The organism is Tardiphaga sp. vice304, from assembly GCF_007018905.1.
In the GTDB taxonomy this organism is placed as follows: domain Bacteria; phylum Pseudomonadota; class Alphaproteobacteria; order Rhizobiales; family Xanthobacteraceae; genus Tardiphaga.
This window is the reverse complement of the sequence record NZ_CP041402.1, coordinates 538,624-557,139: the sequence shown is the minus strand read 5'-3', so window position 1 is coordinate 557,139 and position 18,516 is coordinate 538,624. Positions and strand designations below refer to the sequence as shown.

Below are 18,516 nucleotides of genomic sequence, written 5' to 3'. Positions count from 1 at the left end.
CCGGGGTGGGGGTAGCCGCAAACGCCGTCGCCTGCGGCTACCCCCACCCCGGCCCCTCCCCGCAAGGGGGAGAAGAGCTACAGCGCTCCGCTTCTAAGCGGTCGCCCTCTCGCTATCTGACCGCCAGGAATTCCTTCGCGTCCTGATCCAGCACCGACAGCGACCCCATCGCGACGCCGAAATAAGCGCCGTGCAGCTGCAACTCGCCGCGCGCGATCGCGGCCTGCACGAAGGGGAAGGTGCCAAGATTTTCCAGGCTGCGCATCACCGCGGCCTTCTCGATCCGTGTCGCAAAATCCGTCATCGTCTCGTGGTCGCGGATTTCCACCGTCTCGCCCGGCTTGACGAACATCGACATCCAGCGGCCGATGAAATCGCCCGGCGACAGCGGCGCGGCATTGTCGACGAAGGCGCGGATGCCGCCGCATTGTGCGTGGCCGAGCACGACGATGTGCTTCACCCGCAAAACCTGCACGGCATATTCCAGCGCCGCCGAGACGCCGTGGGCACCGCCATCGGGCTGATACACCGGCACCAGATTGGCGATGTTGCGCACCACGAACAATTCGCCGGGGCTGGCATCGAAGATGACCTCCGGCGACACCCGCGAATCGCAGCAGCCGATCACCATCACCTCCGGTGACTGGCCACGCTCGGACAATTCGCGGAACCGCGATTGTTCGGTCGGCAGCCGCTGCGACGTGAAGGTCTGGTAGCCAGAGATGAGGTTTTGCGGAAATTCGGTCATAGGTTCGCCTCTTAGGTTTCCCCGGATAACCATAGGACGCCGCCTCGGACAAGCCTTTCGGGCGAAGGCCTGAAATGTTATCGCGACAGCCATAACCGCCCTCGGGGCGCAATATCACAGGGAATGACGCCATGATCCGTCCGCGCCGCAGTGTCCTGTTCATGCCGGGCTCCAACCCGCGCGCGCTTGAAAAAGCCCGCACGCTGCCGGCCGACGGCATCATCCTCGACCTCGAGGACGCCGTGGCACCCGACGCCAAGGCGAGCGCCCGCGACGCCATCGCGCAGGCGGTCAGCGCCGGCGGCTTCGGCCAGCGCGAGGTCATCATTCGCATCAACGCGCTGGATTCGCCGTGGTGGATCGACGACGTCACCATGGCCGGGCGCGTCAAGCCGGACGGCATTCTGGTGCCGAAGATTTCCAGCGTCGCGGACCTGGCAGCGATCGCCGACCGGCTCGGCGACATCAATGCCGACATGTCGATCAAGGTGTGGGCGATGATCGAAACCTCCGGCGCCGTCCTGCATGCCGAAGAACTGGCGGCGGCGTCGCGGGATTCCGAGATGCGGCTGGCCGGCTTCGTGTTCGGCCCCAACGACATCGCGCGCGAAACCCGGATCCGCATGCTGCCCGGTCGCGCGGCGATGCTGCCGATGATCATCCACTGCATTCTCGCCGCGCGCCTGCACGGGCTGGAGATGCTCGACGGCCCCTATAGCGGCATCGGCGACGCCGAAGGATTCCGGGCCGAAGCGACGCAGGGCCGCGACATCGGCTTCGACGGCAAGACGCTGATCCACCCCGGCCAGATCGATGCCTGCAACGAGATCTTCACGCCGCCGCCGGAAGAAGTCGCTTACGCCCGCCGCGTCATCGCCGCGTTCCAACAGCCGGAAAACCAAAGCCGCGGCGCGATCCAGCTCGACGGCAAGATGGTCGAGCGGCTGCACGCCGACATGGCAAAGCGCACCATCGCGATTTCGGATGCGATTGCCGCGATGGGCTGAGCGTGTTCACCCTCCCCTGGAGGGGGAGGGTCGCTCGCTGTCGGCGGAGCCGAAGCGAGCGGGGTGGAGTGACGGCCCCTCATTGCTGCAATAGCTGAAACAAAGCACCGCAAAGTTATTTCGGATGAGCGCGTGGTTCACCCCACCCCGAACTTCATCACGCTTCGCACGGTGTCATTCGACCCTCCCCCACCAGCAGAGGGTAAACGGGTTTCGCGATCCGCTCCATCGCCCACGCATAGAAACTGCCCGCGATCGGCCGCTCCTTGCCTCTGCCCTTGGGCGAGACGTGGAAGCCCAAAATCTCCGGATCCGCAACCAAAGCGGAAAAATCCGACGGCTCGAAGAATAATCGTGGTTCGGCGTGCACCGCGTAATACGACTTTCGCGGCAGCGCATGCTTTGCGTAGCAGAACCGCTTCGACAGTGCCGTGAGCGAGGCCGGGCCGAAGATCGCGACGCGAATGTCGGCGAGGCGCGTGGTGATCCCGCGCATGCTGCGCCAGGCAAACGACAGCCGATGCCGCCACGCCAGCCAGTCCGGCGTCAGTTCGTCCTGCGCCATCAACGCGGCGAAGGCCTTCACGATCGAATCGTCCGGCGGCAGATACAATACGGAGTTGCCTAGCTGGCGCGGCTTCTCCCAGGCGAAATAGGGTTTTGCCGGATCGATCTCGACAGGCCTGAGCAACAGCACGTCAGCGTCGAGCCACAGCCCCGCGCCCAAAGCCATCAGCCGCATCCGGAAGAAATCGCTGAACTGCAGCGTGGTCCAGTCGCGCCACGCACCACCTTTGCCGGAAGACCGCAGCCGTTCGGCGAAAGCGCGCGGCAAAACGGCTGTGGCATCGGCATTTACGACGCCGTGCGGCAGGCCCCGCAGCGGCGCGAAGCTGTACAGCGTGACGCGATGCCCTGCCCTGCGACCGCAGGCACAGCAGCCGCAGCGCATCGAGCCGCCCATCTCAGAAGGTGACGACGTCGGGAATCACACGCGTCACTTGGCAGCTACGATCACGCCCAAGCGCGTGCGGTCTTGGCTTGTTCTTCGTAGGCGTCAATCGAACCCTGCTTTTCCTTGGTCAGGCCGATATCGTCGAGGCCGTTGAGCATGCAGTGCTTGCGGAACGCGTCGATCTCGAAGTGCACAACGCCACCATCGGGACCGCGGATTTCCTGCTTCTCGAGATCGATCGACACCGTCGCATTGGCGCCGCGCTCGGCATCGTCGAACAGATGGTCCAGCGTTTCCTGCGAGACACGGATCGGCAGTACGCCGTTCTTGAAGCAATTGTTGTAGAAGATGTCGCCGAACGAGGTCGAGATCACGCAGCGGATACCGAAATCCAGGAGCGCCCACGGCGCGTGCTCGCGGCTCGAGCCGCAGCCGAAATTGTCGCCGGCGACCATGATCTTGGCATTGCGATAGGCCGGCTTGTTGAGCACGAAATCGGGATTCTCGCTGCCGTCGTCCTTGTAGCGCGCTTCGGCAAACAGCCCCTTGCCCAGCCCCGTGCGCTTGATGGTCTTGAGGTACTGTTTGGGAATGATCATGTCGGTATCGACATTGATCACCTTCATCGGCGCCGCGACGCCTTCCAGCGTGGTGAACTTTTCCATCGTGCTCGTCCCTCGATTGTGGCCGCGTTCTAGCCCGATCGGACGTGGCGTCCAAGGGCGATCTGAGCCCCTAATCGGCCACCTGCGCCTCGATCGCCTCCATGTCGTCGTCCGACAGGCCGAAATGATGCCCGATCTCGTGGATCAGCACGTGGCGGACGATGTGACCGAGGGTTTCGTCGTGTTCGGCCCAGTAATCCAGGATCGGGCGGCGGTACAGCCAGATCATGTTGGGCATCTGGCCGGTGGTGTCATGGCCCTGGAACGGCAGGCCTATGCCCTGGAACAGGCCGAGAAGGTCGAATTCGGTCTCCGCCTGCATCTCCTCCAGCACCTCGTCGGTCGGGAAATCATCGACCCGGATAATGACGCCCTCGCATAATTTGCGAAAACCGTCCGGCAGCAGCGCCAGCATGGCGTGCGCCATCGTTTCCATCTCGGCAAGATCGGGGGCTTTGGCGGAGGACCACATCCATCCTGTGTAGAAGATTGCGCCGGATTGGGCAAAGCCTGGACGCCGCGGCGGTTGACGGGCGGGCGGCAATCGGGGACGTTGCGGCTCGATTTGGACGGTTTGGGGCGTTGAAGATGCGGATTTCGATCGGGGCGATGGGTTTGGCTGCGGCGCTTTGCGCCCTGCCGGCGGCCGGCACGGCGCAGGCGCAATCTGCCCCACGCGTGACGCAGGCTCAGTCCGGCTCAGACCTGTCGGCGCAGAGCCGCCGCCCGCGCGCCCGCGTCCGAATCTACCGCAATGACGAGGTGCGCGGCGTCTATCCGCAATACAATCCCGGCCCGAACGCGGTGCGTGATTGCACGGCCACGCTGGTGCAGGAATTCCGCCCGAGCGGAACCGTGATCGTTCCGCGCATGAACTGCTTCTGGCGCCGCGGCTGATCGCAACAGCGTCGCGCGGATCGTTTGCCGGTCGGCAATTTCGTTTTTGTTTCAGCGACAGGATGTCCGAAACGACATCGCCATCATTCACATCGCGTTCACCGCAGCTGTCCTAGCGTTACTTCAAGCGCGGCGTGTCCTGCCGTGCGGCATCATAACGGTGCCGAAATGAGGAAACGAAAATGAACATCAGGAAGATCTTTGGTTTTGCGGCGATCGCAGGATTGCTGTTCGTCGCGACGCCCGGCCAGCGCGCCGAGGCGATGTCGCTGAACAGCCCCGGCATCGCGGCCACCGTGCAGAGCGGCGTCGGCGCCGGCGTGACCGAAGTACAGTACCGGCGGCACCATCGCGGCTACCGTGCACACCGTGGCTATGGCCGCCCGCATCACGGTTTCCGCCATCACCGCGGCTATTATCGCGGTCCGCACTTCGCGCCGCGCCCGCATTACGGCCATCGCCGCGGTCACTACCGGTTCTGATCGACGCCAAACTGTACTCCGAACAGGCCCGCTCCCGCGGGCCTGTTCACAAACAATTGTCTCGTTCGCGTGTTCGCGGATGGCCTTGTGCCGGAAGATCCGACCTCTCTGCCGCGTCGCTGTGTCGCGGGAAACCGCGTGGCAAATATGAGTTAGCGTGGCGTTGGGGCATCACTGAAGGAAAGCACTATGAAAACATGGATTAGCGCCGCCGTCATGACGGCCGCCGTCGCCTTCGGCGGAGCCTTGGCAGGCACGGCAGCCACCGCCGCGCCGCAGTCTTCGCAGCAAGCCGCGCCCGGCAAGTCCGGCATTACTGATTTTAGCGCCCAGCGCCGTCATCATCACGCACGTCGTCACTATATGCGCGGCCATCATGTGTACCGCGGCTATCATCGTGGCTTCGCACCGCGTTACGTCTATGGGCCGCGTTACGGTTATGCGCCGCGCTATGGCTACGCACGGCCGTATCAGCGCTCCTACTACCTGCCGCCGGCCTATTCCGGTAGCCCCTATGGCTACGGCGGCTATCGCCCGGCCTATTACGGCAGCCCGTATTACGGCAGTTCGTTCGGCGGTTACGGCCGGCCCTATGGTTATAGCGGCTACGGCGTCGGCTTCGGCCATCGCGGCTATGGCTATGGCCATGGCGGTCCCGCGATCAGCGTTGGTTTCGGCTTCGGTGGTCCGGGCTTCGGCTTCGGTCGCTGGTAATCATCCACCCGCGAGTGATGAACATGACGGGCGCCTTCGGGCGCCCGATTTCGTTTGGTCGACCGCATGGCGGTTTCATTCATGAGGCGTTCAGATCGTCCTTCGTAATTTTCACGCAAGGTTAAAGGGAATAGCACCCACGACGCCGGTTCGGCTCGGCGCAGGTGTCCCATGCACCCATGATCGGGAGGACGTCTGCCATGACGACAGGTCAAGGTTTTGCGCGTGGTCTGGTGCACTCGCTCGGCGTGGTCGCCGCGGCAGCGATCCTGCTCTCGACGGCGCCCGCACGCGCCGTCTCGCTGATCGGGCCGGGTACGGCGCCCGCGACGAGACAGGCGCCGGACGGTACGACGCAAGTCCAGATGAAAGTACTGGGCGGCGGCGGGGCTCCCGGCGGCGGTGGCGGCTTTCGCGGCGGCGGAGGTGGTCCTGCCTTTCACGGCGGCGGCGGGTTCCGAGGCGGCTTCCATGGGGGAGGCGGCGGATTCCGCCCGGCCCCGGCGTTTCGCGGCGGCGGCATGGCGATCGGCCGGCCGGCCTTTGCCGGCGGCGGCATTCGTTATGCCGCGCCCTTCATCGCGCGCCGCCACGTCTACGCGCCGGTGCGCTATGGCTACCGCCACCATTACCGACCGCGCTATTACGGCTACGCGCCGATCTATTACGGCCCGCGCTATTATCATCCGCGACGTTTTTGCCGCGTCGTGATGACCTATTACGGCCCGCGAAAAATCTGCCGCTACAAACCCTGGCATCATCGCCACTGGCGCCGCGTTCATCGTTTCAACGTTTCCTGGTAGCAGCAGATACAGCGGTCGTAGCCGGCGCCTGTCCCCGACCCGATCGGGAATGGGCGCCGGCGCCGTTATCGCGGTTGGTCAAGATGCCGCCATCGCAGCAGGCTCGGCCCGGCGCGCCCGGCGATCCAGGTCAGGACGGCAACACTGCCGAGTTGCCAGACGAGCACCATCCAGCCGCCGTCGGCGTTGTGAAAAAGCCGCAGGCCAAAATCACCCAGCGCTGCGGCCGCGAGACCGCCGAGCGCAACGCTGGTGCGGGGCAGCAGGGGCGCGCCTGCACGCAACATCGCCACCATCGCCACGGCGGGAATGGCGCCGACCGCGGCAATGGCGGGCAGGCATAGCCAGTCCGACTGGAAACCGGCGCTTCCACTCAACCATTCCGCGACGCAACCGTAACCGACGCAACTCGCCCAGACCGCAAGCGGAATGGCCGGCAGCACGATCCACGCCCGCGAACGGCCGGGGATGGTGGTAGCGAACGCCGCCAGCGCCGCCGTCGCCGCCGTCAGCAACGCCGAGACCTGTTCGATGACGAAGCGGGCATCGCTCATCTTCATCGCGAGATCGGCCCGCAGCGACATTGCATACACGACGGCACCGACCGAGATCAGCGCGACTGATATCCACAACGCGGCTCTCGCCACCGGACCCGGCAGCCGGCGTGCGGGCGCGTCTTGTGCAAGTCGCGCGATGATCTGGTCGGTATCCATCCTCAGCTCATCCCTCTCATGGTCTTGCGCAGCGAATGCACCGCGCGATGCACCGCGACCTTCAACGCGGCGATGCTCAGGCCACTGGCGGCGGATGCCTCGCGCAGCGAAAGCCCTCTGACCTTGAGCATCTCGATTGCCTTTTTCTGTCCCGCCGGCAGCGCATCGATGGCAAGCGCCATGGCCTCTTGGTCAATCAGATCCCCAAGTGTGTCCTTCGTTTCGACCGGCGAAAAGGTTTCAGGGAATTCCCCGGCATCGACCTCATTTTCGGTGCGCCGCGCATAGCGCCTTGCCGCGTCGGCCATCCGGTTGCGGACAATCGCCATCAGCCACGGTATGAACGGACGGCCGGGATCGTAGGACGACCGAACCGAATGCAACGACAGCAGAACATCCTGCACGATGTCCTCGACATCCGCGAGCTGCAGAAACGGACGCCTGCGGCGAATGACGGAGCGCAGGCCGGTTGCGAGCGTCTTCAACAGCCTGTCATAGGCGGCGTAATCGCCATCCTGCGCCGCGCGCATCCAAGCCGTCAGTTCGCGCTCCCCATGTTCATCGAAGATCATGTCGGCAACCCAGGGTCACAAAGGCGTGAGGAACGCCAACAATCATTGCAGCTCTGTAACTTTTTACAACGCCGCCGAGAATAACGGTCCGAGGGTGCAACGGCGCCCTCGTGTTCACAAACGGGGATCAAGCGCCATGTCAAATCTATTCTCGAAGGTCGTTCTCGCCGCCGGCCTGCTGCTCGTGTCATCCATCGCGCAAGCGGCCCAACCCTTTAGCGCCGACGGATTCCAGGCCGCGCAACGCGCCAACAAGAGCATCCTGGTGGACGTCACGGCGCCATGGTGCCCGACCTGCAAGGCGCAACGGCCGGTGATCGCAGCCCTGGAGAAGAGCAACCCGCAACTCGTGGTGATGGAAATCGACTTCGATACGTCGAAGGATCTGCTGAGGAAGTTCGGCGTGCAGACGCAGAGCACCTTGATCGTCTACAAGGGTGACAAGGAAGTCGGCCGGTCGACCGGCGTAACCGATGCTACCGCCGTCTCCAATATGGTCAAGAAGGCCCTGTGAGTTGACCGACCTGGCCAGCCTTGCATTCAGCTACGGCGCCGGAACGCTGTCCACGCTGTCGCCCTGCGTGCTGCCCTTGCTCCCGATCGTGATCATCGGCGCCATCGAGCAGCACCCGCTCGGCCCGGTCGCGCTGGCGACCGGTCTGGCGGGGTCGTTTGCCGCGACGGGCCTGTTCGTCGCGGCCATCGGGCTCAACCTCGGCATCGATTCCGGTGTGCTGCGCCATGCCGTGGCCGTGCTGATGATCGTGTTCGGCGTGGTTTTGCTGGTACCTGCGTTGCAGATGGCTCTGACGTCGGCGGCGGCTCCGCTGACGGCAGGCGGCAACAACCTGTTGGGGCGCCTGTCATTCACCGGCATCCCCGGCCAGTTTCTGCTCGGGATCTTGCTGGGAGCGGTGTGGTCGCCTTGCGCAGGCCCGACGCTCGGCGCCGCCATCGGACTCGCGGCCCAAAGCACCACGATGATGAGCGCGCTGCTGTTGATGCTGGTGTTCGGCGCCGGCGCTGCGACGCCGGTGTTGGCGCTCGCCTACGGCTCGCGGCAGGCGATGCTGACCCGCCGCAACCGGATGGCCGAGGCATCGCGCTTCCTGAAGCCGGTCGCGGGAGCGGCTTTGCTCGCGGTCGGCCTGTTCGTGATCACCGGTCTCGACAAGATCGTCGAGGCCTATCTGACGAACGCCATGCCGGACTGGCTGGTGAACGTAACGACGCGACTATAAGCGTCGTCAATTCAACCTATCCCGGAGGAAGTCCAATGAGTTCTCTCAAGAAGTCGCTCCAGATGCTCGGTTCGATCGCGGCCGTCAGCGGCATGGTCGCCGCAACGGCGGCACCGGCCCGGGCCCAGGCTGCCAATCCCTGCGCGGCCAAGACTGGAAGGAATCCCTGCGCGGCCAAGGCAGCCAATCCGTGCGCTGCGAAGGCCGCCAATCCTTGCGCCGCCAAGGGTAGCAATCCTTGCGCGGCCAAGGCGGCGAATACCGGCGGAATGAAGAAATAACTTTCGACCGCAGCACGCACCGCTGATTCCGAACCGCGCCGGCGGACGACAAGCCCGCCGGCCTGACACCGAGTACGTGGAAAAGCCGATGGACAATGCACCGGGCCGGGCGGAAGTGATATCCGCCGCACAACTGCGGCTAATGACCGAGGCCGCTGTCAAGGCTGCCGACTGCATCCGCGTGCTTTCCAAGAGCGGGCAGAACCTGGTCGGCGAGGTGTTGCGCTGCGACGAATTCACCGAGTGGGAGCACTATCCGCCCGATGACGTACATGACTCGGAGACACACGCGCATTATTATTTTCACGCGCACGCACCGGATGAGACGCGGGACGGCGACTTCGGACATTTCCATACGTTCCTGATGCAGGATGGATTCCCCGACCATCTGCGCCCGGCCGTGCATTCTGATAGCGCGTCGCCCGCCGGCGTATCCTGTCATCTCATCGCGATTTCGATGACGCCGCAAGGACTGCCGGAACGGCTCTTCACCACCAACCGCTGGGTGACCGGCGAAACTTGGTACGCTGCGCGCGACGTGATCGCGATGCTGGATCGCTTTGACATAGACCTCGCCTCGCCGTCCTGGCCGCTCAATCAGTGGCTGTCGGCGATGCTGGTGCTGTTTCGTCCGCAAATCGAACAACTCATCCTGCAGCGCGATCAGGCCATTGAATGCTGGCGCGCCCGACATCCGGAGCGCGACGTGTTCGAGGATCGCGAGCTCGAAGTCACGTCGTCAATGGCCATATCTCTTGTCGGTCAGATCGAATGGCTGGACAGCCTGGGCAGTCCCGATCCATAGGCGATCCCAATCCCGCGCCAGATCTGCCGCTCCGAATTCCTGGCGCGGATCGATCCATCGTGGTGAGCAGCGTGCTCGCTATTGTCCGGGACCCAGCGGGTACAGTTGTGCGGCAGCATCCGTGAAGCGAATGCCTCACCGGCCAAGCTGGAATTTTTCAAATCGCGCGAGCTCTTCCTCGATGCGGCGCTTCCATTGCTTACGCGGCGACTTGTTCGCGCCGTCGCCGACCCAGCTCCATTTCTGCATCAGCAGTTTCCCTGCCTCGCGGTCGGTCTTCAGATCGAGCGCGGCGACGATCGCGCCATGGACCAGCACCGGCAATGCGAAGTAACCGAGCTGGCGTTTCTCCTTCGGCACATAGGCTTCGAAGCGGTGGTCGTAGCCGAAGAACAGGTTGGTGCGCTTGCGCTGGATGATCAGCGGATCGAACGGCGACAGAATGTGTACCAGCTTGCTGTCGCCTTCGCTTGAATCCTCGATCGCCGCGGGCGCGGCCCAGTGCTCCTGCTTGCCGGCCCCGTCGAGCGCCACCGGCACAAGCTCGCCGCGCCGTATCCGCGCCTCGATCAGCTTTCGCACGGCGGCTTTGGACGGCGCATCGAGATGGCAAATCGAATCCAGGCTGACGATGCCCTGCGAACGCAGTGCTCGGTCGAGCAAATAGGCGATCTTCTCCGGCGCGCTGGCCGCCTTTGGCAGCTTGTCCCAGCCGAAATGACGGAGTGTGAGATCATAGGTCTTCAGCATGCCGGTACGCTCGGAGATCGTCAGCACGCCTTCGTAGAACGCCAGCTGCAGCGCCCGCTTCGACGGCTTGCGGCTGGCCCATTGATGGTCCTTGTCGCGCAGCACGTCGTCATCGATGTCGCGGATCGACAGCGGCCCGGCCCTCGCCAGCCGCAGCACTTTTCGCATGTCGGCCGGCGTCACCGTCGCAAAGAACGAATGCCCGTTGCGACGGTAGTACGTCATGTCCGGCACGAAGTAGCGCAGGTCCGCCGTCGGCACGTAAGACAGAGCGTGGGTCCAGTATTCGAACACGCTCTTGTCGTGCGTCTGCGCCTGCTTGAGATATTCGCGCCGGTAACCGGGCATCCGCGAAAACAGGATATGGTGATGGCTGCGCTCGATGACGTGGATGGTATCGATCTGCACATAGCCGAGATGCGCCACGGCCTCCGCGACGGCCTGCGCGCCGTCGCCAAACGGCGCGCGCACATCGAGCCGCTGTGCGCGCAACCAGATGGCGCGGGCGGTGGTGGGTTCGATGGGGATCGGGCTGGCAGGCTTGCGGAGCATGGCCGCAACTTTAGCAGAATTCGCAGCTGTGCTCACACCGGCCTATCCCCGTCATTGCGAGGAGCCCTTGCGATGAAGCAATCCAGTATTGCCGAGTTTGTGGCTTTCTGAATTTCCTCTTCGCTTCGCTCCTCGCAATGACGGCTGAGAGGTTCGTGCTAACTCAGCGCCACTCGCGAATATCCACAAAGTGTCCGGCAATCGCCGCCGCTGCCGCCATCGCGGGCGACACCAGATGGGTGCGGCCCTTGTGGCCCTGGCGGCCCTCGAAATTGCGGTTCGAGGTGGCGGCGCAGCGCTCCTCCGGCAGCAGCTTGTCGGGATTCATCGCCAGGCACATCGAGCAGCCGGGCTCGCGCCATTCGAAGCCGGCTTTCAGGAAGATCTTGTCCAGCCCCTCGGCTTCGGCCTGCGCCTTCACCAGGCCGGAGCCCGGCACGATCATCGCGCTCAGATTACCGTTGACGGTGTGGCCCTCGACGACCTTCGCAGCAGCCCTAAGATCCTCGATACGGCCATTGGTGCAGGAGCCGATGAAGATGCGGTCGAGCTTGATGTCGGTGATCTTCGTACCCGCCTTCAGGCCCATGTAATCCAGCGCGCGATGCTTGGAGATCCGCTTGGCCTCGTCAGCGATCCGGTCGGGGTCCGGCACCACGCCGGAGATCGAGACGACGTCTTCCGGCGAGGTGCCCCAGGTGACGATCGGCGGCAGTTTGGCCGCGTCCAGCCGCAATTCATGGTCGAAGAAGGCGCCCTCGTCAGAGCGCAGAGTCTCCCAATAACGCATCGCCTCGTCCCACATCGCGCCCTTCGGCGACATCGGCCGGCCCTTCAGGAATTCATAGGCCTTCTCGTCGGGCGCGATCAGGCCGGCGCGGGCGCCGCCTTCGATCGACATGTTGCAGACCGTCATGCGGCCTTCCATCGACAGTGCGCGGATCGCCTCGCCGGCATACTCCATCACATAGCCGGTGCCACCGGCGGTGCCGATATCGCCGATGATCGCCAGGATGATGTCCTTGCCGGTGACGCCGTCGGGCAGAACGCCATCGACGGTGATGCGCATGTTCTTGGCTTTCTTCTGGATCAGCGTCTGCGTCGCCAGGACGTGCTCCACTTCGGAGGTGCCGATGCCATGCGCCAGCGCGCCGAACGCGCCATGCGTCGAGGTGTGGCTGTCGCCGCAGACGATCGTGGTGCCGGGCAGCGTAAAACCCTGCTCCGGGCCGATGACGTGGACGATGCCCTGACGAATATCGAACTCGTTGTAGTACTCGATGCCGAACTCGCGGACGTTCTCGGCCAGCACGGCAATCTGCTCGGCACTTTCCGGATCGGGATTGGGCTTGGAGCGATCGGTGGTCGGCACGTTGTGATCGACGACGGCCAGCGTCTTCGACGGCGCATGCACGTTGCGGCCCGCGGCGCGCAAGCCTTCGAACGCCTGCGGCGAGGTGACTTCATGTACCAGATGGCGATCGACATAGAGCAGGCAGGTGCCGTCATCGGCCTCGTGCACCAGATGGTCGTTCCAGATCTTGTCGTACAGGGTGGTCGGCTGGGAGGCGTCGGTCATGGGATCATGCCTTGAGGAATGTGAACCGGAAATGCTGCGCGGGGTGTCGGAATGCGGCGGGCAGCCAAAGCGAACGATCGGACGGCGTCAGAGCTATCAAAGCTCAGCCGCAACCCCCGTCGTGAAGCGACCGAAGAATCGTCCGGGCAGCCGGCTGTGATCGTCGATCACGATGCGGGCCATCAGTTGGTACAGATCTGGAAACATTCCAGCCATATAGCACCGGCGCAGGCTTTCGCCAATGCGCGGCACAACGCAAAAAAGCGCGGCTTGCGCCGCGCTTTGATTGCAATTCCGTAACGCGAAGTTTACTTCGCGGCAGCCACGGCGGCGCCCTTGACGGGACGCTCGGTCTTCTTCTCGACGATGCGGGCCGACTTGCCGCGCAGGTTGCGCAGGTAATACAGCTTGGCGCGACGCACCTTGCCGCGACGGACCACCTTGATCGAGTCGATCATCGGGGACAGGGTCGGGAACACGCGCTCGACGCCTTCGCCGTAGGAGATCTTGCGAACCGTGAAGCTCTCGTTGATGCCGCCGCCGGAACGGCCGATGCAGACGCCTTCATAGGCCTGCACGCGGGAACGCTCGCCTTCGACAACCTTCACGTTGACGATGACGGTGTCGCCGGGGCCGAATTCCGGGATCACCTTGGTGGCCGAAAGGCGGTCGAACTGCTCTTTTTCGAGCGTCTGGATCAGGTTCATCGAAATCTCCATCGGCGGCGCGCCCAGACGACGGCGCGGGCTGCGCACGAAACTTATACCCTGCCATTGCACGGATTTGGCGCTGCTATACGGGAAAGCGAAGCCCTTGTCACCCATCCGTCGCGATTTTTGGCGGTTTTCGTTTTTTGCCCGATTCGGGCGGCTTTGGACGGGCTGCCCAGAGATCCGGTCGACGGCTTTGGGTCAGCGCTTCGGCCTCGGCCAGCCGCCAGCTGGCGACTTTCGCATGGTCGCCGGACAGCAGGATGTCTGGGATCTGGCGGTCTTCGAAGAGTTGCGGGCGGGTGTATTGCGGGTATTCCAGGAGGCCGTCGGAAAAACTCTCGTCGGTACCGGAGGACAGCTTGCCCATGACGCCCGGCAGCAGCCGCACGCAGGCGTCGATCAGGGTCATCGCGGCGATCTCGCCGCCTGACAGCACATAGTCGCCGATCGAGACTTCCTCGAGGGCGCGGGCGTCGATGACGCGCTGGTCGATGCCCTCGAAGCGGCCGCAGACAATCAGCGCGCCCGGCCCTGCCGCAAGTTCCGCAACCCGCGCCTGGGTCAAGGGACGGCCGCGCGGGCTCATGACGAGTTTCGGTCGGTCCTGCGCGTCGGCGGCGTCTATCGCCGCGGCCAGCACGTCAGCGCGCAGCACCATGCCGGGGCCGCCGCCGGCCGGGGTGTCATCGACGCTGCGGTGGCGGTCGGTGGCAGAAGCACGGATGTCACGGGCCTCCAGCGCCCAGACGCCCGACGCCAGCGCTCGGCCCGCCAGGCTGATGCCGAGCGGCCCGGGAAACATCTCGGGAAACAGGGTGAGCACGGTGGCACGCCAGGTTTTAGAAGTATCTGAGGTCATACGCTGCGGCCTCTGCTCCCCTCCCCCTTGCGGGGAGGGGTTGGGGGTGGGGGTGCCGCAAACGCCGGAGCCCGTGGCACCCCCACCCCGGCCTCCACTTCGCCAATGCTGCGCATCGGCTCGTTCGGCCGACCCTACCCGCCTAGCGAAGCTTCGCTTCGCGCGGGGGGAGGGAGACCATGAACGACGCAGGTATCCTTACTATTCTTCCGCGGTCTTGGGGTCTTCGCCGTCGATCTCTGCAGGCATCTCGATCACCACGTGACCGGCCTTGAGGTCCACGGTCGGCACCACGGCGTCGGTGAATGGCAGCAGCAGCGTGTTGCCTTCGACCGGCGCGATTTCGATGATGTCGCCGGCGCCGAAATTATGGATCGCCAGCACCTTGCCGATCGCGGCACCCGCGGCGTCGATCGCGGCAAGCCCGATCAGGTCGGCATGGTAATATTCGCCGTCCTCGGTATCGGGCAGCCGATCGCGTGGGATGTAGAGTTCGATGCCGTTGAGGCGCTCGGCGTCTTCGCGGCTGGCGACGCCCTTGAAGGTCGCGACCAGATGGCCATTGGCCTCACGCACGGTGTCGACTTCCAGCGTGCGACCGCCGTCCTTGGTCTTCAGCGGGCCGTAGTCGGTCACCGCCAGCGGATCTTCCGTGAAGGTCCATAATTTCACGGCGCCGCGTATGCCATGCGGCGCGCCAATCCGCGCGACGCATATTTTTGCGGTGGTCATGACGCCACCTCACGCCGGACTGCACGGCACAGGCCGCAAACTACCAGGCATGAGGTGTCGTGCATCAATGCTTACTTCGCTGCTGCGGCGGCTTTGGCGGCGGCGGCGGCGGCCGACTTGGCGGCAGCAACTTCAGCGGCCTTGGCTTCCGCAATCACCTTGCGCTCCTTGCGCGGGATCGCCTTCTCAGGATTGCTGCGGGTCTCGCGCTTGGCAACGCCGGCGGCATCGAGGAAGCGCGACACGCGGTCGGACGGCTGCGCGCCCTTGGCGAGCCAGACCTTGACCTTCTCCATGTCGAGCTTCAGGCGAAGCTCGTTGTCCTTGGCGAGCAGCGGGTTGAAGTAGCCGAGACGCTCGATGAAGCGGCCATCGCGGGGGAAGCGCGAGTCGGCGACGACGACGTGATAGACGGGACGCTTCTTGGTGCCGGCGCGGGCGAGACGGATGACGACGGACATGGGATTCTCCTAAAGTGTTCGTTGAATGCGAGTGAATGAGCGGGTGTTATTTCTTCTTCCCGAAGCCGGGAAAACCACCGAGACCCGGTAGCGTCGGTTTGCCTGGTCCCGTGAGACCCGGAAATTCTTTCGGCAGCGACGGCATGCCCTGCGGCATTCCGCCCGGCATCTTTTCAGCCATGGCCTTCATCTGCTCTTGCGACGGCATGCCGCCACCGCCAAAGCCCATCGCTTGCGCAATGCCGGCCATCGGGCCGCGCTTGCCCTGCCCCATGGCCTTCATCATGTCGGCCATGTTGCGATGCATCTTCAGCACCTTGTTGACTTCCTCGACCTTGAGGCCGGCGCCTGCAGCGATGCGCTTCTTGCGGCTGGCTTTCAGAATATCGGGGTTCTTGCGCTCAGCCCTCGTCATCGAATCGATGACCGCAATCTGGCGCTTGACGACACGGTCGTCGAGATTGGCGGAAGCGAGCTGGTTCTTCAGCTTGGCGATGCCGGGCATCATGCCCATCAAACCGCTGAGACCGCCCATGTTGGTCATCTGGATCAGCTGTTCGCGCATGTCCGCGAGGTCGAACTGACCCTTGCGCATCTTCTCGGCGGTGCGCGCGGCCTTCTCGGCGTCGATATGGGCTGCGGCCTTCTCGACCAGCGAGACGACGTCGCCCATGCCGAGGATGCGGCCGGCGATCCGGCTGGGGTGGAAGTCTTCCAGCGCGTCGGTCTTTTCGCCGGTGCCGATCAGCTTGATCGGCTTGCCGGTAACGGCGCGCATCGAGAGTGCCGCGCCGCCGCGGCCGTCGCCGTCGACGCGCGTCAGCACGATGCCGGTGAGGCCGACGCGCTGGTCGAAGGAGCGCGCGAGGTTGACGGCGTCCTGGCCGGTCAGCGAATCCGCGACCAGCAGAACTTCATGCGGGTTGGCGGCGGCTTTGATTTCCGCTGCTTCCGACATCATGTCTTCGTCGAGCGTGGTGCGGCCGGCGGTATCGAGCAGCACGACGTCGTAGCCGCCGAGCTTGGCGGCGGCGAGCGCGCGCTTGGCGATCTCGGCGGGCTTTTGCCCCGCGACGATCGGCAGCGTCTGAATGTCGAGGTCGCGGCCGAGCACCGCGAGCTGCTCCATCGCCGCCGGGCGATAGATGTCGAGCGAGGCCATCAGCACCTTGCGCTTGTCGCGCTGGGTGAGGCGGCGGGCGAGTTTCGCGGTGGTGGTGGTTTTGCCGGAGCCCTGCAGGCCGACCATCATGATGGCCACGGGGGGCACGGCGACAAGGTCGATGCCGCCTTCGCCATCGGCGCCGAGCGTCCGGACCAGCTCGTCATGAACGATCTTGACGACCATCTGGCCGGGGGTGACCGACTTGACGACGGTAGCGCCGATCGCCTGTTCGCGCACGCGCTCGACGAAATCGCGCACCACGTCGAGCGAGACGTCGGCCTCGAGCAACGCGCGGCGCACTTCGCGCATCGCGGCATCGACGTCAGCTTCCGACAGCGAACCGCGACCGGTCAACCGGTCGAGAATTCCGCCAAGCTTTTCCGACAGATTGTCGAACATCAGATCATCGTTTCCAGCGTCGCCATCCGGATGATGGACGAGTAATCAACAGCCTCGTAACCAACCACTTTTGCGCCCGAGGGCGCATCGCGCTGTCGGGCGTTGACCTCCGGTCTCAAGGGCCGGTCGGCGGGTCGAAAAGAGAACTTTCCGAGATTTGCCGGGTGTTTACAGTCGTTCGACGCTGCAAGTCAATAAAACAAAGTGCGCTGGTAGCTGCTTCGCTACGCGCCGACAGATCCATGCGGCGGCGTCGCTAAGGTCAATTTCCCGTTTTGTCCTACCCGCTGGCGCTTTGCCGCTTGCGTTTAAGGCCGAGTTCCATGCAAATACAGGCGCCACTTTAGATAGTATATTACATCCCAGCAATCTTAGATAAACGGATGGGGATAACGCCATGGGAATTGAAATTCACGTCATCACCGGACTGGACGGGCAAAGTGCCTCGGTTAGGGCCTCCGGCAGCGTTCAGCACATCATCACCGATGCCGAACGCAACACCTTCGGGATCAACGACGCCGCGCTGAAAAATGCCGTCGCCCGGTATTTCGGGCAAGCGCCCGATGACGCCTTCCTGCACAGCGACACTCCGTGGGGCGATCTGTACCGCACCTATGGTTGGTCACAAGTCCAGACGGTTTTGACCGTCGCGAGCGCGACCGTCACCGGCATTACGTCGGATCCGGTGATTGTGGCCCAGAATGTTCTGCGCAATGACAGCAAGGTGCCGGGCACGTTCAGCGCCAGCGCGTCGGAATCCGTCAGCGACACGACGTCGAACACCTGGTCGTCGAGCGATTCCATCCAGGTGTCAGAAAAATTCAGCTACGAGGTGTCGTTTCTCGGTACCGGCGGCAAAGGCGAGACTTCACTCGCCTACACGCACAGCTGGGGAGAGAGCAAAACCGAGAGCAAACAGGTCACCGTCGGATCCACCCAAGGCGTCACGGTGACGTTGGCGCCGGGCCAAGCGGTGAATGCCCAGATCACGGCGTCGCGCGGCGTCATGAAGGTCCGGATTGTCTACAACGCGACGCTGACCGGCTTGGTGGCGATAAACTACGGCAACCGATACAAAGGTCACCACTTCTGGGGGCTTCCACTCTCCGGCGCGATGGCAGCGGCAGGATTGTCGATCAACAAGACCTTCACCGAAGACATCGAGATCGGCTTCTATGCCAATGACCAGGTCATTCTGACCGATCCGGTTTCCCAGCAGGTGATGAGCCTGCATCACGGTGCGGCCATGCCCGGCATCGGCGGGGTGCCCACTGAAAGGAAGGCGCTCACTTTTGAGCGCATCGGAGACTGAGCGGAAGGAACCGGGGGGCTGGCGCATCGCGCCCATTGCCGATCGCTGAACGCTGTGGCTTGGAACGCTGTGGCTTGGAACGCTGTGGCTTGGAACGCTGTGGCTTGCGGA

General features: G+C 63.9%; 22 protein-coding genes and 2 pseudogenes. 11 read left to right on the top strand and 13 right to left on the bottom strand.

The window, feature by feature from the left end; translation table 11 throughout:
* Window positions 1–112: 112 nt before the first annotated feature.
* Window positions 113–748 (bottom strand): carbonic anhydrase, encoded by a 636-nt coding sequence (locus FNL56_RS02585; protein WP_143571452.1) that lies wholly within the window; start codon window positions 746–748, stop codon window positions 113–115.
* Between the two features lie 131 nt (window positions 749–879).
* On the opposite strand from FNL56_RS02585, the gene FNL56_RS02580 reads away from it, so the two are divergent.
* Entirely contained in the window at window positions 880–1,755 is an 876-nt protein-coding gene (locus tag FNL56_RS02580) for an HpcH/HpaI aldolase/citrate lyase family protein (protein WP_143571451.1), read from the top strand.
* A 157-nt stretch (window positions 1,756–1,912) separates the two neighbouring features.
* Here the strand turns inward: FNL56_RS02580 and FNL56_RS02575 are convergent.
* The 3 genes and pseudogenes from FNL56_RS02575 to FNL56_RS02565 all read right to left on the bottom strand — a co-directional run bounded on the left by FNL56_RS02575 (window position 1,913) and on the right by FNL56_RS02565 (window position 3,847).
* Window positions 1,913–2,702, bottom strand: a pseudogene (locus FNL56_RS02575) (hypothetical protein).
* A gap of 67 nt (window positions 2,703–2,769) precedes the next feature.
* Window positions 2,770–3,375 (bottom strand): 3-isopropylmalate dehydratase small subunit, encoded by a 606-nt coding sequence (gene leuD / locus FNL56_RS02570; RefSeq protein ID WP_143571450.1) that lies wholly within the window; start codon window positions 3,373–3,375, stop codon window positions 2,770–2,772.
* A 70-nt stretch (window positions 3,376–3,445) separates the two neighbouring features.
* Window positions 3,446–3,847, bottom strand: coding sequence for a metallopeptidase family protein (locus FNL56_RS02565; protein WP_143571449.1), 402 nt, complete (start codon window positions 3,845–3,847; stop codon window positions 3,446–3,448).
* 116 nt (window positions 3,848–3,963) lie between these two features.
* On the opposite strand from FNL56_RS02565, the gene FNL56_RS02560 reads away from it, so the two are divergent.
* From FNL56_RS02560 to FNL56_RS28670, 4 genes are all read left to right on the top strand, one after another.
* Window positions 3,964–4,272 carry a hypothetical protein gene (locus FNL56_RS02560; protein WP_143571448.1) on the top strand — a complete coding sequence of 103 codons (309 nt, stop codon included), beginning with the start codon at window positions 3,964–3,966 and terminating at the stop codon, window positions 4,270–4,272.
* Between the two features lie 182 nt (window positions 4,273–4,454).
* Window positions 4,455–4,754 carry a hypothetical protein gene (locus tag FNL56_RS02555; protein ID WP_143571447.1) on the top strand — a complete coding sequence of 100 codons (300 nt, stop codon included), beginning with the start codon at window positions 4,455–4,457 and terminating at the stop codon, window positions 4,752–4,754.
* 189 nt (window positions 4,755–4,943) lie between these two features.
* The gene (locus tag FNL56_RS02550) at window positions 4,944–5,468 is read left to right on the top strand and encodes a hypothetical protein (protein WP_143571446.1); all 525 of its coding nucleotides are present in this window, start codon (window positions 4,944–4,946) and stop codon (window positions 5,466–5,468) included.
* Window positions 5,469–5,668: 200 nt separating this feature from the next.
* Window positions 5,669–6,271 (top strand): hypothetical protein, encoded by a 603-nt coding sequence (locus tag FNL56_RS28670; protein WP_168202840.1) that lies wholly within the window; start codon window positions 5,669–5,671, stop codon window positions 6,269–6,271.
* 65 nt (window positions 6,272–6,336) lie between these two features.
* On the opposite strand, the gene FNL56_RS02540 is transcribed toward FNL56_RS28670, so the two are convergent.
* Together FNL56_RS02540 and FNL56_RS02535 are read right to left on the bottom strand one after the other, a co-directional pair.
* On the bottom strand, window positions 6,337–6,984 hold the full coding sequence (locus FNL56_RS02540) for an NrsF family protein (protein ID WP_246660836.1): 648 nt from the start codon (window positions 6,982–6,984) through the stop codon (window positions 6,337–6,339).
* 2 nt (window positions 6,985–6,986) lie between these two features.
* Window positions 6,987–7,556: a sigma-70 family RNA polymerase sigma factor gene (locus tag FNL56_RS02535; RefSeq protein WP_143571443.1), complete on the bottom strand. Its 570-nt coding sequence runs from the start codon at window positions 7,554–7,556 to the stop codon at window positions 6,987–6,989.
* A 136-nt stretch (window positions 7,557–7,692) separates the two neighbouring features.
* Here FNL56_RS02535 and FNL56_RS02530 point away from each other — a divergent pair, with 136 nt between their 5' ends.
* From FNL56_RS02530 to FNL56_RS02515, 4 genes are all read left to right on the top strand, one after another.
* Window positions 7,693–8,070: a thioredoxin family protein gene (locus FNL56_RS02530; RefSeq protein ID WP_143571442.1), complete on the top strand. Its 378-nt coding sequence runs from the start codon at window positions 7,693–7,695 to the stop codon at window positions 8,068–8,070.
* A gap of 1 nt (window position 8,071) precedes the next feature.
* Window positions 8,072–8,797 (top strand): cytochrome c biogenesis CcdA family protein, encoded by a 726-nt coding sequence (locus FNL56_RS02525; RefSeq protein WP_246660835.1) that lies wholly within the window; start codon window positions 8,072–8,074, stop codon window positions 8,795–8,797.
* Window positions 8,798–8,832: 35 nt separating this feature from the next.
* Window positions 8,833–9,078 carry a hypothetical protein gene (locus FNL56_RS02520; protein WP_143571440.1) on the top strand — a complete coding sequence of 82 codons (246 nt, stop codon included), beginning with the start codon at window positions 8,833–8,835 and terminating at the stop codon, window positions 9,076–9,078.
* 88 nt (window positions 9,079–9,166) lie between these two features.
* Entirely contained in the window at window positions 9,167–9,883 is a 717-nt protein-coding gene (locus tag FNL56_RS02515) for a DUF6969 family protein (RefSeq protein ID WP_143571439.1), read from the top strand.
* A gap of 135 nt (window positions 9,884–10,018) precedes the next feature.
* Here FNL56_RS02515 and FNL56_RS02510 read toward each other — a convergent pair whose 3' ends face one another.
* Together FNL56_RS02510 and leuC are read right to left on the bottom strand one after the other, a co-directional pair.
* Window positions 10,019–11,185, bottom strand: coding sequence for a winged helix-turn-helix domain-containing protein (locus tag FNL56_RS02510; RefSeq protein WP_143577445.1), 1,167 nt, complete (start codon window positions 11,183–11,185; stop codon window positions 10,019–10,021).
* 163 nt (window positions 11,186–11,348) lie between these two features.
* Window positions 11,349–12,764, bottom strand: coding sequence for a 3-isopropylmalate dehydratase large subunit (gene leuC, locus FNL56_RS02505; protein WP_143571437.1), 1,416 nt, complete (start codon window positions 12,762–12,764; stop codon window positions 11,349–11,351).
* A gap of 51 nt (window positions 12,765–12,815) precedes the next feature.
* On the opposite strand from leuC, the gene FNL56_RS27530 reads away from it, so the two are divergent.
* Window positions 12,816–13,064: a hypothetical protein gene (locus FNL56_RS27530; protein ID WP_168202839.1), complete on the top strand. Its 249-nt coding sequence runs from the start codon at window positions 12,816–12,818 to the stop codon at window positions 13,062–13,064.
* An 8-nt stretch (window positions 13,065–13,072) separates the two neighbouring features.
* Here the strand turns inward: FNL56_RS27530 and rplS are convergent, their stop codons facing one another.
* The 5 genes and pseudogenes from rplS to ffh all read right to left on the bottom strand — a co-directional run bounded on the left by rplS (window position 13,073) and on the right by ffh (window position 17,093).
* Window positions 13,073–13,471 (bottom strand): 50S ribosomal protein L19, encoded by a 399-nt coding sequence (gene rplS / locus FNL56_RS02500; RefSeq protein ID WP_143571436.1) that lies wholly within the window; start codon window positions 13,469–13,471, stop codon window positions 13,073–13,075.
* Window positions 13,472–13,580: 109 nt separating this feature from the next.
* Window positions 13,581–14,336, bottom strand: a complete 756-nt coding sequence (gene trmD, locus FNL56_RS02495; protein WP_143571435.1) for a tRNA (guanosine(37)-N1)-methyltransferase TrmD — start codon at window positions 14,334–14,336, stop codon at window positions 13,581–13,583.
* A 201-nt stretch (window positions 14,337–14,537) separates the two neighbouring features.
* A complete protein-coding gene (gene rimM, locus FNL56_RS02490) occupies window positions 14,538–15,068 on the bottom strand; it encodes a ribosome maturation factor RimM (RefSeq protein ID WP_143571434.1) in 531 nt (176 codons plus the stop codon).
* 137 nt (window positions 15,069–15,205) lie between these two features.
* Window positions 15,206–15,529, bottom strand: a pseudogene (rpsP, locus tag FNL56_RS02485) (30S ribosomal protein S16); the annotation flags it as partial.
* A 46-nt stretch (window positions 15,530–15,575) separates the two neighbouring features.
* The gene (ffh, locus tag FNL56_RS02480; protein WP_143571432.1) at window positions 15,576–17,093 is read right to left on the bottom strand and encodes a signal recognition particle protein; all 1,518 of its coding nucleotides are present in this window, start codon (window positions 17,091–17,093) and stop codon (window positions 15,576–15,578) included.
* A 397-nt stretch (window positions 17,094–17,490) separates the two neighbouring features.
* Between ffh and FNL56_RS02475 the strand changes: the two genes are divergently transcribed.
* A complete protein-coding gene (locus FNL56_RS02475) occupies window positions 17,491–18,405 on the top strand; it encodes a hypothetical protein (protein WP_210245456.1) in 915 nt (304 codons plus the stop codon).
* The last annotated feature ends 111 nt before the right edge of the window (window positions 18,406–18,516 follow it).

Bases quoted from the DNA above. Each gene is read 5' to 3' on its own strand.
- FNL56_RS02585 (WP_143571452.1), bottom strand. From the start codon at position 748: ATGACCGAATTTCCGCAAAACCTCATCTCTGGCTACCAGACCTTCACG.
- FNL56_RS02580 (WP_143571451.1), top strand. From the start codon at position 880: ATGATCCGTCCGCGCCGCAGTGTCCTGTTCATGCCGGGCTCCAACCCG.
- leuD (WP_143571450.1), bottom strand. From the start codon at position 3,375: ATGGAAAAGTTCACCACGCTGGAAGGCGTCGCGGCGCCGATGAAGGTG.
- FNL56_RS02565 (WP_143571449.1), bottom strand. From the start codon at position 3,847: ATGTGGTCCTCCGCCAAAGCCCCCGATCTTGCCGAGATGGAAACGATG.
- FNL56_RS02560 (WP_143571448.1), top strand. From the start codon at position 3,964: ATGCGGATTTCGATCGGGGCGATGGGTTTGGCTGCGGCGCTTTGCGCC.
- FNL56_RS02555 (WP_143571447.1), top strand. From the start codon at position 4,455: ATGAACATCAGGAAGATCTTTGGTTTTGCGGCGATCGCAGGATTGCTG.
- FNL56_RS02550 (WP_143571446.1), top strand. From the start codon at position 4,944: ATGAAAACATGGATTAGCGCCGCCGTCATGACGGCCGCCGTCGCCTTC.
- FNL56_RS28670 (WP_168202840.1), top strand. From the start codon at position 5,669: ATGACGACAGGTCAAGGTTTTGCGCGTGGTCTGGTGCACTCGCTCGGC.
- FNL56_RS02540 (WP_246660836.1), bottom strand. From the start codon at position 6,984: ATGGATACCGACCAGATCATCGCGCGACTTGCACAAGACGCGCCCGCA.
- FNL56_RS02535 (WP_143571443.1), bottom strand. From the start codon at position 7,556: ATGATCTTCGATGAACATGGGGAGCGCGAACTGACGGCTTGGATGCGC.
- FNL56_RS02530 (WP_143571442.1), top strand. From the start codon at position 7,693: ATGTCAAATCTATTCTCGAAGGTCGTTCTCGCCGCCGGCCTGCTGCTC.
- FNL56_RS02520 (WP_143571440.1), top strand. From the start codon at position 8,833: ATGAGTTCTCTCAAGAAGTCGCTCCAGATGCTCGGTTCGATCGCGGCC.
- FNL56_RS02515 (WP_143571439.1), top strand. From the start codon at position 9,167: ATGGACAATGCACCGGGCCGGGCGGAAGTGATATCCGCCGCACAACTG.
- FNL56_RS02510 (WP_143577445.1), bottom strand. From the start codon at position 11,185: ATGCTCCGCAAGCCTGCCAGCCCGATCCCCATCGAACCCACCACCGCC.
- leuC (WP_143571437.1), bottom strand. From the start codon at position 12,764: ATGACCGACGCCTCCCAGCCGACCACCCTGTACGACAAGATCTGGAAC.
- FNL56_RS27530 (WP_168202839.1), top strand. From the start codon at position 12,816: ATGCGGCGGGCAGCCAAAGCGAACGATCGGACGGCGTCAGAGCTATCA.
- rplS (WP_143571436.1), bottom strand. From the start codon at position 13,471: ATGAACCTGATCCAGACGCTCGAAAAAGAGCAGTTCGACCGCCTTTCG.
- trmD (WP_143571435.1), bottom strand. From the start codon at position 14,336: ATGACCTCAGATACTTCTAAAACCTGGCGTGCCACCGTGCTCACCCTG.
- rimM (WP_143571434.1), bottom strand. From the start codon at position 15,068: ATGACCACCGCAAAAATATGCGTCGCGCGGATTGGCGCGCCGCATGGC.
- ffh (WP_143571432.1), bottom strand. From the start codon at position 17,093: ATGTTCGACAATCTGTCGGAAAAGCTTGGCGGAATTCTCGACCGGTTG.
- FNL56_RS02475 (WP_210245456.1), top strand. From the start codon at position 17,491: ATGGGAATTGAAATTCACGTCATCACCGGACTGGACGGGCAAAGTGCC.